The organism is Pseudomonas sp. SAS7, from assembly GCF_052112345.1.
In the GTDB taxonomy this organism is placed as follows: domain Bacteria; phylum Pseudomonadota; class Gammaproteobacteria; order Pseudomonadales; family Pseudomonadaceae; genus Aquipseudomonas; species Aquipseudomonas putida_Q.
In genome coordinates this window covers 52,917-69,210 of record NZ_JBEGGO010000011.1, presented here as the reverse complement: position 1 = coordinate 69,210, position 16,294 = coordinate 52,917, and the positions used below count along the sequence as shown (strand labels likewise).

At 63.7% G+C, this 16,294-nt stretch carries 15 protein-coding genes; 9 read left to right on the top strand and 6 right to left on the bottom strand.

All coding sequences use genetic code 11. The annotated features are described in order from the left end of the window. Nucleotides 1–37 precede the first annotated feature (37 nt). Entirely contained in the window at nt 38–1,378 is a 1,341-nt protein-coding gene (locus ABI582_RS18450; RefSeq protein ID WP_442119891.1) for an ATP-binding protein, read from the top strand. A 129-nt stretch (nt 1,379–1,507) separates the two neighbouring features. On the opposite strand, the gene ABI582_RS18445 is transcribed toward ABI582_RS18450, so the two are convergent. Further along, complete coding sequence (locus ABI582_RS18445; RefSeq protein ID WP_338744829.1) at nt 1,508–2,065, bottom strand: NAD(P)H nitroreductase; 558 nt, start codon at nt 2,063–2,065, stop codon at nt 1,508–1,510. Between the two features lie 102 nt (nt 2,066–2,167). Here ABI582_RS18445 and ABI582_RS18440 point away from each other — a divergent pair, with 102 nt between their 5' ends. After that, nucleotides 2,168–3,622 carry a TrkH family potassium uptake protein gene (locus ABI582_RS18440; protein WP_019472981.1) on the top strand — a complete coding sequence of 485 codons (1,455 nt, stop codon included), beginning with the start codon at nt 2,168–2,170 and terminating at the stop codon, nt 3,620–3,622. Here the strand turns inward: ABI582_RS18440 and ABI582_RS18435 are convergent. After that, complete coding sequence (locus tag ABI582_RS18435; RefSeq protein WP_338744830.1) at nt 3,579–4,640, bottom strand: AraC family transcriptional regulator; 1,062 nt, start codon at nt 4,638–4,640, stop codon at nt 3,579–3,581. The two genes, ABI582_RS18440 and ABI582_RS18435, sit on opposite strands and share 44 nt — an antisense overlap. Nucleotides 4,641–4,794: 154 nt before the next feature. Between ABI582_RS18435 and ABI582_RS18430 the strand changes: the two genes are divergently transcribed. Beyond that, on the top strand, nt 4,795–5,106 hold the full coding sequence (locus ABI582_RS18430; protein ID WP_016488523.1) for a DUF962 domain-containing protein: 312 nt from the start codon (nt 4,795–4,797) through the stop codon (nt 5,104–5,106). A 39-nt stretch (nt 5,107–5,145) separates the two neighbouring features. Here ABI582_RS18430 and ABI582_RS18425 read toward each other — a convergent pair whose 3' ends face one another. Then, nucleotides 5,146–5,958: a UDP-2,3-diacylglucosamine diphosphatase gene (locus ABI582_RS18425; protein WP_442119890.1), complete on the bottom strand. Its 813-nt coding sequence runs from the start codon at nt 5,956–5,958 to the stop codon at nt 5,146–5,148. A gap of 127 nt (nt 5,959–6,085) precedes the next feature. Here ABI582_RS18425 and ABI582_RS18420 point away from each other — a divergent pair, with 127 nt between their 5' ends. Together ABI582_RS18420 and ABI582_RS18415 are read left to right on the top strand one after the other, a co-directional pair. Then, nucleotides 6,086–6,853, top strand: a complete 768-nt coding sequence (locus tag ABI582_RS18420) for a helix-turn-helix transcriptional regulator (RefSeq protein WP_338744831.1) — start codon at nt 6,086–6,088, stop codon at nt 6,851–6,853. Between the two features lie 167 nt (nt 6,854–7,020). After that, complete coding sequence (locus ABI582_RS18415) at nt 7,021–7,911, top strand: DMT family transporter (protein WP_338744832.1); 891 nt, start codon at nt 7,021–7,023, stop codon at nt 7,909–7,911. Here ABI582_RS18415 and ABI582_RS18410 read toward each other — a convergent pair whose 3' ends face one another. Continuing rightward, nucleotides 7,912–8,193 (bottom strand): SelT/SelW/SelH family protein, encoded by a 282-nt coding sequence (locus tag ABI582_RS18410; protein WP_059394746.1) that lies wholly within the window; start codon nt 8,191–8,193, stop codon nt 7,912–7,914. A gap of 67 nt (nt 8,194–8,260) precedes the next feature. Here ABI582_RS18410 and ABI582_RS18405 point away from each other — a divergent pair, with 67 nt between their 5' ends. Then, entirely contained in the window at nt 8,261–10,447 is a 2,187-nt protein-coding gene (locus tag ABI582_RS18405; protein ID WP_442119889.1) for a patatin-like phospholipase family protein, read from the top strand. 116 nt (nt 10,448–10,563) lie between these two features. Here the strand turns inward: ABI582_RS18405 and ABI582_RS18400 are convergent, their stop codons facing one another. Both ABI582_RS18400 and recQ read right to left on the bottom strand, forming a co-directional pair. Continuing rightward, the gene (locus tag ABI582_RS18400) at nt 10,564–11,001 is read right to left on the bottom strand and encodes a MarR family transcriptional regulator (RefSeq protein WP_043201636.1); all 438 of its coding nucleotides are present in this window, start codon (nt 10,999–11,001) and stop codon (nt 10,564–10,566) included. Nucleotides 11,002–11,151: 150 nt separating this feature from the next. Next, nucleotides 11,152–13,299, bottom strand: coding sequence for a DNA helicase RecQ (recQ, locus tag ABI582_RS18395; protein WP_442119888.1), 2,148 nt, complete (start codon nt 13,297–13,299; stop codon nt 11,152–11,154). A gap of 245 nt (nt 13,300–13,544) precedes the next feature. Between recQ and ABI582_RS18390 the strand changes: the two genes are divergently transcribed. From ABI582_RS18390 to ABI582_RS18380, 3 genes are all read left to right on the top strand, one after another. Further along, the gene (locus ABI582_RS18390; RefSeq protein ID WP_010955200.1) at nt 13,545–14,132 is read left to right on the top strand and encodes a YecA/YgfB family protein; all 588 of its coding nucleotides are present in this window, start codon (nt 13,545–13,547) and stop codon (nt 14,130–14,132) included. Between the two features lie 7 nt (nt 14,133–14,139). Beyond that, a complete protein-coding gene (locus ABI582_RS18385; RefSeq protein ID WP_338744835.1) occupies nt 14,140–14,505 on the top strand; it encodes a YbaN family protein in 366 nt (121 codons plus the stop codon). Between the two features lie 310 nt (nt 14,506–14,815). Next, nucleotides 14,816–16,174: a TolC family outer membrane protein gene (locus tag ABI582_RS18380; protein WP_019471164.1), complete on the top strand. Its 1,359-nt coding sequence runs from the start codon at nt 14,816–14,818 to the stop codon at nt 16,172–16,174. The last annotated feature ends 120 nt before the right edge of the window (nt 16,175–16,294 follow it).

Here is a 16,294-nt window from a genome sequence, read left to right as displayed (position 1 = left end):
GTCTCCCCGCGGGCCGGGCTTTTACCGTTTACAGGAGGTGCACTTGCGTTCACTGTTCTGGCGCATCCTGGCCAGTTTCTGGCTGGCCATCACCCTGGTCGCAGGCCTGTCTATCCTGCTGGGCCACATGCTCAACCAGGATGCCTGGATCCTCAGCCGCCACCCGGGCCTGAACACCCTGGCCAGCAAGTGGGCCAAGCATTACGAGCAGCAAGGCCTGGATGCGGCACAGCACTTTCTGGAACGGCGCAAAGATCGCTACAAGATCGACGTGCAGGTGCTAGACGACAGTGGCGAGGCCGTGGTGCCCGGCACCTTCCCGCGCCGTGCAGCGGCCTTCGAGGCACGCCAGCACAATGACGAGCGGCGCCTGCCGTGGCGTCGGCTGACCGAGGAATACACTAGCCCCGAGACCGGCGAAACCTACCTGCTGATCTATCGCATTCCCCACCCTGCGCTGGACGCCTGGCACCGTGAAAGCCTGCTGTGGCCGCTCAGCGCCCTGGGCATTGCACTGGTGGTACTGACCCTGTTCAGCCTGCTGGTCACCCTGTCCATCACCCGCCCGCTAAGCCGCCTGCGCAGCGCCGTGCATGACCTGGGCCAGACCACCTACCAGCAGAACAGCCTGGCGCAACTGGCCGCACGGCGTGACGAGTTTGGCGTGCTGGCCAAGGACTTCAACAAGATGGGCGCGCGCCTGCAAAGCACCATTGGCAGCCAGCGCCAGTTACTGCGCGATGTATCCCATGAGCTGCGCTCGCCGCTGGCCAGGCTGCGCATTGCCCTCGCCTTGGCCGAGCGCGCCGGGCCCGAGCAGCGCGAGACCTTGTGGCCGCGCCTGACCCGCGAGTGCGACCGCCTGGAAGACCTTATCAGCGAAATCCTTGCCTTGGCCCGGGTCGATGCCGAGCAGGCGCATGCCGAGCCGGTCGACCTCAATGCGCTGCTCGGCAGCGTGCGCAAGGATGCCTTGCTGAGCGCACCAGACCAGGACGTGCGCCTGGAGACGCAGCCGGGGTTGACCCTGCAAGGCTGGCCAACGCTGATCGAACGCGCCGTGGACAACCTGCTGCGCAACGCCCTGCGCTTCAACCCGCCGGGTCAGCCGGTGGAAGTGAGCGCCGTGCGTGAGCAGGACCGTATCGTGATCAGCGTGCGTGACCATGGGCCCGGGGCGGCAGCCGAACACCTGGCGCAGCTGGGTGAGCCGTTCTTCCGCGCACCGGGGCAGGATGCGCCGGGACATGGGCTGGGGCTGGCGATTGCGCGCAAGGCGGCGGAGCGCCATGGCGGGAGACTGGTGCTGGACAACCATCCACAGGGGGGCTTTGTGGCCAGGCTGGAGTTGCCCTTGGCTGAAGCTACTGGCAGTTGACGTGATCTTCGCGGGTGAACCCGCTCCCACAGAGACTGTGCAAGCCTTGAAACTTGCGCCGTACCTGTGGGAGCGGGTTCACCCGCGAAGAGGCCGGAAGCCTCAATAGATCAATCAGCCTGAAACGGATTATTCGCCCCAGGCGCTGACGAACTCGGCAGTGTCCAGCACCGGCGCCGTACGCGGCTCGGTCAGGGGCGTGCCGACATACAGGTAACCGATCAACTCTTCGTTCTCGGCCAACCCCAAGCCCTTGTGCACATGAGCATCAAACGCCATGTCCCCGGTGCGCCACACCGCCCCGACGCCTTGCGCATGCGCGGCAATCAGAATGCCGTGCGCGGCACAGCCCGCAGCCAGGCGCTGCTCGGACTTGGGCACCTTGAAGTGCTCCTGCAACTTGGCAATTACCACGATCAGCAACGGTGCCCGCAGCGGCATGGCGCGGGCCTTGTCCAGCGCTGCCTGGCTGGCATCGCCCTTGTTCTGCACGGCCTCAGCGAACAGCTCGCCCAGCTTTTCACGGCCCTGGCCTTCGATGGTGAGGAAACGCCATGGCCGCAGCTGGCCATGATCCGGGGCGCGCAAGGCAGCCTGGAACAGCGCCTCGCGCTGGGCGGCATTGGGTGCCGGTTCGGTCAGGCGTGGCACGGAAACACGGTTGAGCAATGCGTCGAGAGCCTCCATCGGCTACCCTCCTGGCAGTTGAATGTGCGGCCATTCTAGCGTTTACATCACCAGACCCATAGGTAGAATGGCGCCCTTCCGTTTCAAGTCAGAGCAGATCACATGGCGTTGCCGACCTTAAGGATCATTGGTTTCATCATCGGCATCTTCCTGATTACCCTCGCCGTCGGCATGGCCGTGCCCATGGCAACCCTGGTGATCTTCGAGCGCACCGGTGACATGCCGTCCTTCCTCTGGTCGAGCCTGATCACCTTCATCGCCGGCCTGGCCCTGGTGGTACCGGGCCGCCCCGAGCATGTGCACCTGCGCCCGCGTGACATGTACCTGCTGACGGTCAGCAGCTGGCTGGTGGTGTGCGTGTTTGCCGCCCTGCCGTTCCTGCTGACCCAGCACATCAGCTATACCGACGCCTTCTTCGAGAGCATGTCGGGCATCACCGCTACCGGCGCTACCGTGCTCAGCGGGCTCGATACCATGTCGCCGGGTATCCTGATGTGGCGCTCGATGCTGCACTGGCTCGGCGGCATCGGTTTCATCGCCATGGCGGTAGCGATCCTGCCATTGCTGCGCATCGGTGGCATGCGCCTGTTCCAGACCGAATCGTCCGACCGCTCGGAAAAGGTCATGCCGCGCTCGCACATGGTCGCCAAGTCGATCGTCGGGGTGTACGTCGGCTTCTCGATCCTCGGCTCGCTCGCATTCTGGTGGGCCGGGATGAGCCCGTTCGATGCGATCAACCACGCCATGTCGGCCATCTCCACCGGTGGCTTCTCCACCTCCGACCAGTCGCTGGCAAAATGGGATATCCCGGCCGTGCACTGGGTCGCGGTGGTGGTCATGATCATGGGCAGCCTGCCGTTCACCCTTTACGTCGCCACCTTGCGCGGCAACCGCAGGGCACTGATCCGTGACCAGCAGGTGCAAGGTTTGCTGGGCATGCTGGTCGTTACCTGGTTGGTACTGGGCACCTGGTACTGGTACAGCACCAACCTGCACTGGCTCGATGCCCTGCGCCACGTGGCGTTGAACGTGACCTCGGTCGTCACCACCACCGGCTTCGCCCTGGGCGACTACAGCCTGTGGGGCAACTTCTCGCTGATGCTGTTCTTCTACCTGGGCTTCGTCGGCGGCTGCTCCGGCTCTACGGCAGGCGGTATCAAGATTTTCCGCTTCCAGGTGGCCTACATCCTGCTCAAGGCCAGCCTCAACCAACTGATCCACCCGCGTGCGGTGATCAAGCAGAAATACAACGGCCACCGCCTCGACGAAGACATCGTGCGTTCGATTCTGACGTTCTCGTTCTTCTTCGCCATCACCATCTGCGTCATGGCCCTGCTGCTGTCATTGCTGGGCGTGGACTGGATGACCGCATTGACCGGTGCTGCCGGCACGGTTTCGGGTGTGGGCCCGGGCCTGGGTGAAGTGATCGGCCCGTCGGGCAACTATGCCACGCTACCGGACGCGGCCAAGTGGATCCTGGCGGCCGGCATGCTGCTTGGCCGTCTGGAAATCATTACGGTGCTGGTGCTGTGTATGCCGGCGTTCTGGCGTCACTGACCCCCTCGGTGTCCGCGCCGAGGCGGGCGCGATACTCGCTTGGCGTGGCATCGAACCAGCGGCGGAACGCCCGGTAGAAATTGCTGGGGTCGGCAAAGCCCAGCAGGTAGGCGGTTTCCAGCAGTGTCATGCCCGGCTGGGCCAGGTATTGCTCGGCCAGCTCGCGGCGGGTGTCGTCGAGCAAGGTCTGGAAACTGGTGCCCTCCTCCTGCAGACGCCGCTGCAAAGTGCGCTGCGACAGGTGCAGGGCCTGGGCCAGGGTTTCGCGCTTGGGCTCACCCTGCGGCAGGATGCGGCACAACACCTGGCGCACACGGTGGGTAACCCGGCTTTCGGAAAAGCGTGCCAGGTACTCCCCGGCAAATCGGTCGTGCAGCACCGCCATGGCCTCGTTGGCAGTCGGCAGCGGCGCCTCCATGTCGGCCCGTTCGAACACCAGTGCATCGTGCGGCGCGCCGAACACCAGGGGCGAATGGAACGCCACCTTGTACGGTTCGACATTTTTTGGCTGTGGCCCCTGCACCAGTACCCGGCGCGGCTGCACCGGCCGACCACTCAGCCATTTGCACAGCGCCAGCGCACAGGCCAGCGATGCTTCGGCGCTGTGCCGGGTCGGTGGCAGGTGGTCACCATGCACCGTCAGGATCAGCGAGTAGCCCTCGGCGCCAAGGACGAAACTGAGATCGGAGCTTTCGGCGATGATGCGCTGGTAACGCACCAGGCGCTGGAAGCCTTCGGCCAAAGTGCGGCTGGACATCAATGCATAGCCCACCACATGGAATGACGCAGGCCGTACCACCCGCGCCATGTTCAGGCCGATGGCTTCATTGCCCGACAGCTCCACCGCCAGCTGCCAGAGCCGGGTCATGGAATCTTGCGGGAACCGTGCATCGGGGTCGTCGAGGGCAGCGAAGTCCAGCCCCAGCTGCTTGAACATGGACGGGCAGTCCAGCCCTTCCAGTTCGAGTGCCTTCACAATCCCTGATGCCCAGCTGGCTGACGTGGTTCTTTCGCTCATGACAGGCTTCTTTTTACCGACCGCTCCTGCGGTGAACCCCAAGGATACTCATTTGGCGCCTATTGTCACTGGTAGGGCCCGTCAGTCACTCTAGACTCGAATCAGGCTCCACGCCGTGCATCTTGTCCAGAAGTATTAATCCCGGAGCACTGCCATGAACCGCACAGCGCAGTATCGCAGTTTTGCCGAGTTCTACCCGTACTACCTGGGGGAGCACAGCAACCCCACCTGCCGCCGCCTGCACTTTGTCGGCACCAGCCTGGTGATAGCCCTGCTGGCCTACACCATTGGCAGTGGCAAGTGGTTGCTTTTGCTGGCCGTGCCGTTGTTCGGCTATGGCTTTGCCTGGGTCGGGCACTTCTTTTTCGAAAAGAACCGGCCGGCGACCTTTACCTATCCGCTATATAGCCTGGCCGGCGATTTTGTAATGTTCCGGGATATCTTGCTGGGCAAGATCAGGCTGTAGGAAGCTGCGGCCGCGTCGCGGCCCCATGGCCCTCAGGCCCTAATCCGGCTCACGCAACGCCGCCACTGCCTGCGCTTGCCGCGCCTGGGCATCGGCCAGCCGATACAGCTCGATACTGCCATCCCAATGCTCGATCAGCGCCGTGCACGACTCCACCCAGTCCCCGCAATTGAGGTACTCCACCTCGCCCACCTTGCGGATCTCGGCATGGTGGATATGCCCGCACACCACCCCATGAAAGCCCCGCCGGGTGCACTCGTGGGCAATGGCATCCTCGAAGTCGCTGATGAAGTTCACCGCGCCCTTGACCTTGTGCTTCAGGTACGCCGACAGCGACCAGTAACCATAGCCATACCGCGCACGCCAGTGATTGAGCCAGCGGTTGAGCACCAGGGTGATTTCGTAGGCACGGTCGCCGAGAAACGCCAGCCAGCGGTGATAGCGGGTAATCACATCGAACTGGTCGCCATGGATCACCAACAGGCGGCGGCCATCTGCAGTCAGGTGCTCGGCCTCGTCCACCAGCTGGATGTTGCCCAGGATCAGCCTGGAGTATCGGCGCAGGAATTCGTCATGGTTGCCGGTGACGTAGATCACCTCGGTACCGCGCTTGCTCATGGTCAGCAGGCGGCGGATCACGTTGGTGTGGGCTTGCGGCCAGTAGATGCCGCCGCGCAGTTTCCAGCCATCGATGATGTCGCCTACCAGGTACACGCGGTCGGCCTGGTAACCCTTGAGGAACTGCGACAGGTGTTCGGCCTGGCAGTCGCGGGTCCCCAGGTGCACATCGGAGATCCACAAGGTACGCACGCGTTGCTTGCGCGAGGGACGGGAGAGTTCGGCATGGGTCATGGACAGGCTCCGGCGCAGTTTGCTGGAGACTGGCAGGCGCGCATGACAGCGCCGTGGCAAAACGGTTACGAGTGATGGCCTGCAGGGAATGAGGCACAATACGCATCTGCCCTGCGAGGACGCCCCCATGACCGCCGGCCCGATCCTCTCGCTGCGCCATTACCGCGACAGCCTGATCGCCCACAGCCACGAACACCCGCAACTGGTGTTCGGCCTGCGCGGCCGCCTGGAGTTCGAGGTACAGGGGCAAGGCGCCGGGATCGACCGGCAGGGGCTGGTGGTGGTACCGGCGGGCGCGCATCACACCTGCGCCAGCGATGCCGGCAGCCACTGCCTGGTGCTTGATGTGCCTGGGGAACAGTGGCTGCACGAGCAGTTGGGCGAGCATGCCGATGCCAGCCGCCGCCTGCTCGACCGCCCCGCCGCGCTGGGCCTGGACAACCGTCAGCAGCAGTTGGTCGACTGGCTGGCGGCCAGCCCCATGGACGACCCGCTGATTGCCCGGCAAGGCGCAGCGCTGTTGCTGGCCAGCCTCAACTCCACGGCAGCAGCCAACGTACGCCCCAGCCAGCGCCTGCCTTATGCAGCTTTCGATGCACATATCGAGCAGCATGCTGCCTACCCGTTGCAGGTCGCCGACCTGGCGCGCATCGCCGGGCTGTCCAGCGCCCGGCTGCACGCGCGCTTTACTGCCGAGTGCGCGATGACACCGATGGACTACATTCGCCAGCGGCGCTTGCTCAAGGCGCGGCGGCTGGTGGTGCAGACCTTGTTGCCGATGGGGGAAATTGCGGCGCAGGTGGGGTATGGCTCGCAGAGTGCGTTTTCAGCGGCGATGTTGCGGGCGTTCGGGTGTACGCCAAGGGCTTTGCGGCGAGAGCCTGGCGACAACTGACAGCAGTCTTGCGACAGAAATCGTTGGCCTGTGGTTTTACACTTTGCCAGTGCCGGCCTCTTCGCAGCACAAGGCTGCTCCTACAGGGCCTGTACGTATTCTGTAGGAGCAGCCTTGTGCTGCGAAGAGGCCGGCTCAGTCGATAAAGATCTTGAGCAAGGACCACCATGAACCACCGTACTGCATTGGGCGCCCTGCACATTGGCGCACTGTTCTTCGGCCTGACCGGCGTCTTCGGCAAACTGGCCGCCAGCGCCAGCCCGGCGATCATCGTCTTCGGCCGCGCCGCCTTCGCCGTACTCGCCCTGGCCCTGTTCGCCAGCCTGACCGGCCCGGGCTGGCAACGCCTGAGCAGCCAGGACATCCGCCGCCTGCTGCTCGGCGGTGTGCTGCTGGCCGGCCACTGGGTCAGTTTCTTCATCGCCGTCAAAGTCGGCGGCGTGGCCATCGCCACCCTCGGCTTTGCCAGCTTCCCGGCCTTCACCGTCATCCTTGAAGGCGTGCTGTTCCGCGAGCGCATCCGCCGCAACGAGGCCGTGCTGGTAGTGTTGGTCAGCATCGGCCTGATACTGGTCACGCCGGCCTTCGACCTGGCCAGCGAGGCCACTGGCGGCCTGCTCTGGGCACTGCTTTCGGGGTTGCTGTTCTCGCTGCTATCCCTCACCAACCGCGCCGGCTCCGGGCGTTTGCCAGCGGTACAGGCTGCACTGTGGCAAAACCTGGTGGTAGGCCTGTGCCTGCTGCCGTTTGCAGCACCCGGCCTGGCAGGCGTGGCCGCCATGGACTGGCTGTGGATCGCCCTGCTCGGCATATTCTGCACCGGCGTGGCGCACAGCCTGTTCGTCGCCAGCCTGGCAGTGATCAAGGCGCGCACCGCCGCCGTGGTATTCGGCATGGAGCCGGTCTACGGCATTGCCGTGGCCTGGGCGGTGTTCGCCGAAACCCCGACCCTGCGCATGCTGCTGGGCGGCGCGCTGATCATCTTCGCCATCGTGCTGTCCAGCCGCATCGCCACCGAGCAACCGCCCAAGCAGCGGCCTCTGGCCGAGGGCGCCTGATCAGCGGTCGTTGTGGCCAAGGTCACGCTGCGGGTCGATCTGGTCACGCACCCGCTGCTTCAGCACCTTGGCTTCAGGGAAGCCGCCGTCGGCCTTGCGCTCCCAGATCTGCACGCCATTGCAAGTGATGCGGAAGACGCCGCCGGTACCCGGCTCCAGCGCCACCCGGCCAAGGTCGTCGGTGAACGTGCTGAGCAGTTCCTGGGCCAGCCAGGCAGCACGCAGCAGCCATTGGCACTGGGTGCAATAAGTAATGACGATTTCGGGCTTGTTGTCGGCCATGCTGAGGCATCTCCAGGTGAGGGGCCGCTTATACTAGCGGTCTTTAGCCCACGGTTTGAGACTCACGATGCGCCGTTTGCTGTTCTGTTTCATCCTCGTTCTCACCTCGCTTACGGCCATCGCCGCCGAAACTGCCAGGCCAAAGGTCGGCCTGGTGTTGTCGGGCGGCGCGGCCCGTGGCCTGGCCCACATTGGTGTGCTCAAGGCCCTGGAAGAACAGGGCGTGCGCATCGACGCCATCGCCGGCACCAGCATGGGCGCAGTGGTCGGCGGGCTTTATGCCTCGGGCTACAGTGTCGAAGAGCTGGAAAAACTCGCCACCACCCTCGACTGGCAACAGGCGCTGTCCGATGCCCCGCCGCGCAAGGACGTGCCGTTCCGGCGCAAGCAGGATGACCGCGACTTCCTGGTCAAGCAAAAGCTCAGCTTTCGTGACGACGGCAGCCTGGGCCTGCCGCTGGGGGTAATCCAGGGCCAGAACCTGTCACTGCTGCTGGAAAGCAAGCTGGCGCACACCGCCGACACCCGCGACTTCGACAAGCTGCCCATCCCCTTTCGCGCAGTGGCCACCGACATTGCCAGTGGCGAAAAAGTGGTATTCCGCCGCGGTCACCTGCCCCAGGTAATCCGTGCCAGCATGTCGATCCCCGCCGTGTTCGCCCCGGTCGAACTGGACGGCCGCCTGCTGGTGGACGGCGGCATGGTCGACAACATCCCGGTGGACGTGGCCCGGGAAATGGGCGTGGACCTGGCCATCGTGGTCGACATTGGTACCCCGCTGCGCGATCGCAAGCAGTTACTGACCGTGGTCGACGTGCTCAATCAATCGATCACTTTGATGACCCGGCGCAATTCGGAAGAACAACTGGCCAGCCTGCACCGCAACGACATCCTCATCCAGCCATCGCTGACTGCCTTCGGCGTGACCGACTTCGGTCGTGCACGGGACATGATCGACGCCGGTTACCGCGCCACCCGGCTGCTCGACCCGCGTCTTGCCGCCCTGCGCCACCCCGAGGGCGACAGCAGCCTGGCCGTGGCCCGCTCGCCGCGCCAGCGCACGCCGGTAATCACTGCGATCCGGATCGAAAACGACTCCAAGGTCAGCGACGACGTGATCCGCTCGTACATCCGTCAGCCGATCGACGCGCCGCTGGAGCTGGACCGCCTGCAGACCGACATGGGCACGCTGTACGGCCTGGACTACTTCGACCGGGTGCAGTACCGCGTGGTGCACAAGGGCAACGACAACACCCTGGTGATCAACGCTCGCGGTAGACGCGGCGGCACCGACTACCTGCGCCTGGGCCTGAACCTGTCGGACGACCTGCGCGGTGACAGCGCCTTCAACCTGGGCGCCAGCTACCGGGTCAACGGCATCAACAGCCTGGGTGCCGAGTGGCTGACCCGGGGCCAGATCGGCGACCAGCAAGAACTGTACAGCGAGTTCTACCAGCCGTTGGACGTGGGCTCGCGCTACTTCATCGCGCCGTACCTGGACTTCAGCTCACAGAATATCGAAGCCACCCTGGACAACGACCCCGTCGCCGAGTACCGCCTGGAGCGCTACGGCTTTGGCCTGAACGTCGGCCGGCAGATTGGCACCAACGGGGAAGTACGCCTGGGCGTGGGCAAGGCCTGGGGCGAGGCCGAGGTACGCATCGGCGACCAGGACCTGCCCAATGTCAGTTTCAACGAGGGCTTCTATGAGCTGAAGTACTCGTTCGACACCCTCGATAACGTGTACTTCCCGCACAGCGGTGAGGACATCAGCCTGACCTTGCGCAAGTACGACAAGTCGCTGGATTCTGACCAGGATTACCGGCAGTGGCTGTTCAACCTGGACAAGGCCATCAGCAGCGGGCCGAACACGTTCGTGCTGGGCGGGCGCTACGGGCGCACGCTGGATGACACCGAAGTGGTGACATCCAGCTTCGTGATGGGCGGGGCGCGGGAGCTGTCAGGCTTCCGCCAGGACTCGGTGTCGGGGCAGAACGTGAGCCTGCTGCGCATGGTCTACTACCGCCGGCTGACGCCGCGGGCCTACGTACCGCTGGACTTCCCGCTGTACATTGGCGGGTCGCTGGAGCGTGGGCGCGCGTGGAACAACGACAACGAGTTCGACAGTGGCTACATCAATGCGGCGAGCATCTTCCTGGGGCTGGAGACGCCGCTGGGGCCGCTGAACTTAAGCTATGGCACCAACAGTGCGCACGAGCAGGCGGTGTACCTGAACCTTGGGCATACTTTCTGAATCGTCGGGGGCTGCTTTGCAGCCCATCGCGACACAAGGCCGCTCCTACAGGAGTACGCGTTCCCCTGTAGGAGCGGCCTTGTGTCGCGATGGGCCGCAAAGCGGCCCCAGGGGCCTCAGGATTTTTCGAGGTTGGCCAGGATCGTGGCATGCACGCGCATGCACACCTGCAACTCTGCCTCGTCCACCCCGGTAAACAGCTCCACGCGCAGTTGATTGGCGATGGTTTCGATCTGGTCGATCAGCGGCTTGGCCGGCGGGCACAGCAAGATCTTCTTGGCTCGCCGGTCTTCTACCACGGCCTGCCGGCGCACCAGCCCTTGGGCTTCCAGGCTGTCGAGCAGGCGCGCCAGGGTCGGGCCTTCGACGCCCACGCTCTGGGCCAGCTCACGCTGGGTGGGGGCTTCTTCAAACCGGGCCAGGTGCAGCAACACCAGCCAGCGCGCCTGGGACAGGTTGAGCCCGGCCAGGCGGCGGTCCAGCTCGGCACGCCAGCCCCGGGACATCTGGGCCAGCTGCATGCCGAAGCGGTGTTGGTTGTCGGTCAGGGGCATAAGCAACTCATTGAACAGATCTAATTGTTAGGCAGCTAACCATGACCTGCCCCACGAGGCAAGGCTCGCGCCCTCCTCATTGTTCGATAATCGTCAAAAAGCATGACAAAGGTCAGCAGATGGCGGTTCTGCCCTCGATCCGCATGCCAGTCACATCTCGAACTCGGCCGCCAGCGCCGCACGCACGCAATACAGCACACCCTCCGGCACACGGCCCGCAAACTGCGGCGCAATAGCCGACACCGGCGGCAGCTCGCCCTCGCCATCCAGGAAGGCATCCTGCACTTCCATCAGCAGGTCTTCCGGCAGGTCGAGCGCCTGGTCGAGGCTCAGCTCCTGGCGGCCCAGCGCCTCGGCCAGCAGGCTATACACGTTCTTCTCGCTGCAGTTGAGCTGCCCGGCGATCTGCGCCGGGGTCATGCCGGCCCGGGCCAGGCTGACCAGTTCGTGGCGCAGGTCGAGCACCACTTTCGGCGCCTCTTCAGTGCCACCGCTGCTGTTCAGCACTTCGAGGAACGCCTGGCCGTAGCGCTCCAGCTTGCGCGCGCCCACACCGCTGACCTGGGCCATGTCGCTGAGGCTGACCGGTTGGCTGCGCAGCATTTCCAGCAGCGTCGAGTCGGGGAAGATGACATAGGGCGGCACACTGTGCTCCTCCGCCAGCTTGCGCCGCAGGGTACGCAGCGCTTCCCACAGCTCGCGCTCTTCGGCACGCACCAACTGGCTGGCAGGGCTGCCGCCACCGGACGACGAGGACTTGGCCGTGGTCTGCGGCTTGAGGTCGCGACGCAGTTGCAAGGTCACCTCGCCGCGCAGCAGCGGCCGGCAGCTGTCGGACAGGCGCAGCCCGCCGTAGCCTTCCAGGTCGATGTCGACCAGGCCGCGCGCCACCAGTTGGCGGAACAGCGAACGCCACTCGACCTCGGCCAGGCCCTTGCCGACGCCGAACACCGACAGCTTCTCGTGGCCGAAATTGCGCACCTTTTCGTTGTCCTTGCCCAGCAGCACATCGACCAGGTGGCCCACGCCATAGCGCTGGCCCGTACGGAACACCGCCGACAGCGCCTGACGGGCCGGCTCGGTGGCGTCCCAGGTCTGGATGTTGTCGACACAGTTGTCGCAGTGCCCGCACGGCTGTTCGAGGGTTTCGTCGAAATAGGCCAGCAGCGACTGGCGACGGCAGCGGGTTTCTTCGCACAGCGCCAGCATGGCGTCGAGCTTGTGCTGCTCGATGCGCTTGTGGCGCTCGTCACCTTCGGAGTTCTGCAGCATCTGCTTGAGCATTACCATGTCCTGCAGGCCGTAGGCCATCCAGGCATCGGATGGCAGGCCGTCACGGCCGGCACGGCCGGTTTCCTGATAATAGGCCTCAAGCGACTTGGGCAGGTCGAGGTGGGCAACGAAGCGCACGTTGGGTTTGTCGATGCCCATGCCGAATGCAATGGTGGCGACCATGATCAGCCCTTCCTCGTTGAGGAAGCGGTGCTGGTTGGACGAACGGGTTTCGGCGGCCAGGCCAGCGTGGTACGGCAATGCCGGGAAGCCCTGTTCACAAAGGAAGGCAGCGGTTTCGTCGACCTTCTTGCGCGACAGGCAGTAGACAATGCCGGCGTTGCCGCGGCGCTCGCCGAGGAAGGCCATCAGCTGCTTGCGCGGCGCTTCCTTGGGTACGATGCGGTAGAAGATGTTCGGCCGGTCGAAGCTCGACAGGAAGCGCTCGGCGCCTTGCAGGTGCAGGCGCTGGACGATCTCTTCGCGGGTGCGCATGTCGGCGGTGGCGGTCAGCGCGATGCGCGGCACATGCGGGAACAGCTCGGCCAGCTGCCCCAGTTGCAGGTATTCGGGGCGGAAATCGTGGCCCCATTGCGACACGCAGTGCGCCTCGTCGATGGCAAACAGCGAGATGTCCAGCTCGCGCAGGAAGTCGAGCATGCGCGGCTGCACCAGGCGCTCGGGCGCCAGGTACAGCATCTTCACTTCGCCACGGCGCAGGCGCCCGGCAAGTTCACGCTGCTGCTCCGCCGTCAGGGTCGAGTTCAGCGCGGCGGCCGATACACCCAGTTCGTCCAGCGTGGCGACCTGGTCATCCATCAGCGCAATCAGCGGCGAGACCACCACCGTAAGGCCTGGGCGCAGCAGCCCCGGCACCTGGAAACACAGCGACTTGCCGCCACCGGTGGGCATCAGCACCAGGGCGTCGCCGCCATTGGCCACGCATTCGATGATTGCTGCCTGGCGCCCACGGAAACTGTCGTAGCCGAAAATGTCCTTGAGAACGCGCTGAGCCTGTTCGAGCATGTGCAACTCCACAAATCGCCGTACCATCCTGGATACAGGCTGGACGAAAAACCCGCTCCGCACACGCCAAATGCGTAAGCGGTTTTTGCCAGGCGCCGATAAAATCTGCCCCTGGATGAAAAATCGCGGAGTATACCGCAGCACTGCACCGCACAGGGCACCACGGCGATAGACGTTCCCTTTACCCCGCTACCCTTGCTTGGTGCTAGAATTCGGTATCGTTTATTCCCCAAGGTAGCCCTGTAATGTCCTTCGCCGAGCAACTGACCCGCCTGCAAGCCTTCCTCGACGCCGACGAGCTGCACGAAGAGGCGCTGGACTACGTCGCCGCCCACGGCTACCTCACCGCCCTGTCGATCAACGCCGAAGACGTGCCCGAGCGCGAATGGATCGATGCCCTGTTCGCCGAAGAGCCGCACTACGCCAGCGAGGCGCAGCGCACCGAAATCGAAGCCACCCTGGTGGCGTTGAAAGCGCACATTGCCCGCCAGCTGGCCAGCGACGAAGAATTCGACCTGCCATGCGACCTCGACCTGACCGACGAGCCGGACGATTCCGACCTGCGCGGCTGGTGCATCGGTTTCATGGAAGGCGTGTTCCTGCGTGAAGAGGCCTGGTTCGAGAACGCCGAAGAAGAAGTCAGCGAGATGCTGCTGCCGATCATGGTTGGCTCGGGCCTGTTCGACGAACAGCCAGAGTTCGCTGACATCGCCAGCAACGCCAACCTGCAGGACGACATGATCGTACAGATCCCCGAGGCGCTGAGCGCACTGTTCCTGCTGCTGCACGCCCCTGACGAGAAACCGGCGCTGCTCAAGCCACGCCACCACTAAGTCGCCTGTGCGCTACCTGCTGCTGGCCATCGGCTGGCTCAGCGTTGCGCTGGGGGTGTTGGGGATTTTCCTTCCGGTATTGCCCACCACCCCGTTCCTGCTATTGGCGGCGGCCTGCTTTGCCCGCAGCTCGCCGCGCTTTCACCACTGGCTGGTCCACCACCCGAAGCTCGGGCCATGGATCCGCGACTACCTCAGTGGTGAAGGCATCCCCCTCAAGGGCAAGGTCTACGCCATCGGCCTGATGTGGGCCAGCATTGGCCTGTCGTGCTATCTGGTGCCCCTGTTCTGGGCACGCGCCTTCATGTTGACCAGCGCCGTGCTGGTAAGCCTGTATATCCTCAGACAGAAAACCCTGCACAAGGCAAAGTGACATTTTTTTGTCGCCAAATATCACTTTCGCCTAACAGGTATTTCTTTTATCTGAAATGGTTCTGGAACCCTGCAAAGGCCCTGTATTCACTGGCTTTATTGGCTTCGCGCCCGTTTCCCAGCAACTTTTCCTTCACCCTCTGTTAGACAATATATGTCTTACATGGCAATCTGATATGAACAAATCTTCTTATTAATCGCGCTGAATGTACTTAGCTGTGTTGTTAAAAACCTGCAACACTATACGCGATAATTTTTCGTCATTTTTTTGGCGAGCAGCAGGATCAATTCCAGGATCAGGGAGATGTACCATGCGCGTTTTGAACCCCATCACCAGTGCATTACTGTTGGCCCTGGCGAGTGCCAACGTACAGGCGATGTCGATCACCGAGGCCGTCCAGAGCGCCGTGGACTACCACCCGCAGGTCAGCTCCAACCGCAATAGCAAGCTGTCGGCGGATGAAGACGTCAAGTTTGCGCGTGGTGGCTACTACCCTTCCGTGGATTTGGTTGCTGGCTATGGTCGCCAGCGTTCGGACAACGCTACCACCCGTGCCGAGGGTAACCACAACAAGGAAACCCTCAACTACACACAGTCCGAGCTGCGCTTGCGGCAGATGATTTTCGACGGTTTCAACACCGCGAACGAAGTGGGCCGCACCGAAGCGGTTTCCACCTCCCGCGCCTACTACACCCAGGCCGTTGCCCAGGATGTTGCCCTGCGCGCGATCGAGGTGTACCTGGAAGTGCTCAAGCGCCGTGAGCTGGTAACCCTGGCCAAGAACAACCTGCAAGCCCACCTGCGCGTCAACGACCAGATCGGCCTGCGTAACGAGCGGGGCGTCGGCAGCACCGCCGACCTTGACCAGTCCCGCGCACGTCGCGCCCTGGCGGAAAACAACCTGGACACCGCCGAAGTCGACCTGGCCGATGCCGAGGCCAACTTCTTCAGCGTGGTCGGCCGTGCCCCGGACGAGCTGGAAAGCCCGGCGACCATCAAGGGCGAGGTGCCTGAGACCCTCGACGGCGCGCGCGACAGCATGCGCCAGAACAACCCTTACATCAAATCTGCCCAGGCTGACGTCAACGCCGCCGAGCAGCAATACGAAGTCGGCAAGTCGACCTTCTACCCGCGCTTCGACGCCATTCTGGCAACCGGTGCCAATAACAACACCGGCGGCGAAAAAGGCCACAACAACAACGACTGGCAGGCCGGCGTAGAAATGAACTACAACCTGTTCCGCGGTGGCAGCGACAAGGCCCGCCTGCAGTCTGACGCGCACAAGATCAACCAGGCCCTGGACATCCGCAACAACGCCCTGCGTGAGCTGACCGAAAACCTGAGCCTGGCGTGGAACGCCATGAACAACGCCAGCAAGCAACTGCCTACCGCGCGTGAATACGCCGAGACCACCAAGCGCGTGCGTGCCGCCTACCAGGACCAGTTCGGTCTGGGCCAGCGTACCCTGCTGGACGTGCTGGACAGTGAGAACGAGCTGTACAACGCCGACCGCCGTTACACCGAAGTACGCTACACCGAGGAATTTTCGCGCTACCGCGTACTGGCGACCATGGGTGAGCTGCTGAGCAAACAGCGTATTTCCCTGCCGCCAGAGGCGCTGGCTACCACCGAGGTGCGTACAGAAGCGCGTCTGCCTGAGATGCGTTGATCGGCTTCGAGATTTTGGGGCCGCTTTGCGGCCCATCGCGACACAAGGCCGCTCCCACAAGCGTTGCGCGCATGCCGCCCTTTGCGGGGTCTTCTGTAGGAGCAGCCTTGTGCTGCGAAT

Excerpts from the sequence above, each read along its gene's own strand:
- ABI582_RS18445 (WP_338744829.1), bottom strand. The coding sequence starts at position 2,065 with ATGGAGGCTCTCGACGCATTGCTCAACCGTGTTTCCGTGCCACGCCTG.
- ABI582_RS18440 (WP_019472981.1), top strand. The coding sequence starts at position 2,168 with ATGGCGTTGCCGACCTTAAGGATCATTGGTTTCATCATCGGCATCTTC.
- ABI582_RS18435 (WP_338744830.1), bottom strand. The coding sequence starts at position 4,640 with ATGAGCGAAAGAACCACGTCAGCCAGCTGGGCATCAGGGATTGTGAAG.
- ABI582_RS18430 (WP_016488523.1), top strand. The coding sequence starts at position 4,795 with ATGAACCGCACAGCGCAGTATCGCAGTTTTGCCGAGTTCTACCCGTAC.
- ABI582_RS18425 (WP_442119890.1), bottom strand. The coding sequence starts at position 5,958 with ATGACCCATGCCGAACTCTCCCGTCCCTCGCGCAAGCAACGCGTGCGT.
- ABI582_RS18420 (WP_338744831.1), top strand. The coding sequence starts at position 6,086 with ATGACCGCCGGCCCGATCCTCTCGCTGCGCCATTACCGCGACAGCCTG.
- ABI582_RS18415 (WP_338744832.1), top strand. The coding sequence starts at position 7,021 with ATGAACCACCGTACTGCATTGGGCGCCCTGCACATTGGCGCACTGTTC.
- ABI582_RS18410 (WP_059394746.1), bottom strand. The coding sequence starts at position 8,193 with ATGGCCGACAACAAGCCCGAAATCGTCATTACTTATTGCACCCAGTGC.
- ABI582_RS18405 (WP_442119889.1), top strand. The coding sequence starts at position 8,261 with ATGCGCCGTTTGCTGTTCTGTTTCATCCTCGTTCTCACCTCGCTTACG.
- ABI582_RS18400 (WP_043201636.1), bottom strand. The coding sequence starts at position 11,001 with ATGCCCCTGACCGACAACCAACACCGCTTCGGCATGCAGCTGGCCCAG.
- recQ (WP_442119888.1), bottom strand. The coding sequence starts at position 13,299 with ATGCTCGAACAGGCTCAGCGCGTTCTCAAGGACATTTTCGGCTACGAC.
- ABI582_RS18390 (WP_010955200.1), top strand. The coding sequence starts at position 13,545 with ATGTCCTTCGCCGAGCAACTGACCCGCCTGCAAGCCTTCCTCGACGCC.
- ABI582_RS18380 (WP_019471164.1), top strand. The coding sequence starts at position 14,816 with ATGCGCGTTTTGAACCCCATCACCAGTGCATTACTGTTGGCCCTGGCG.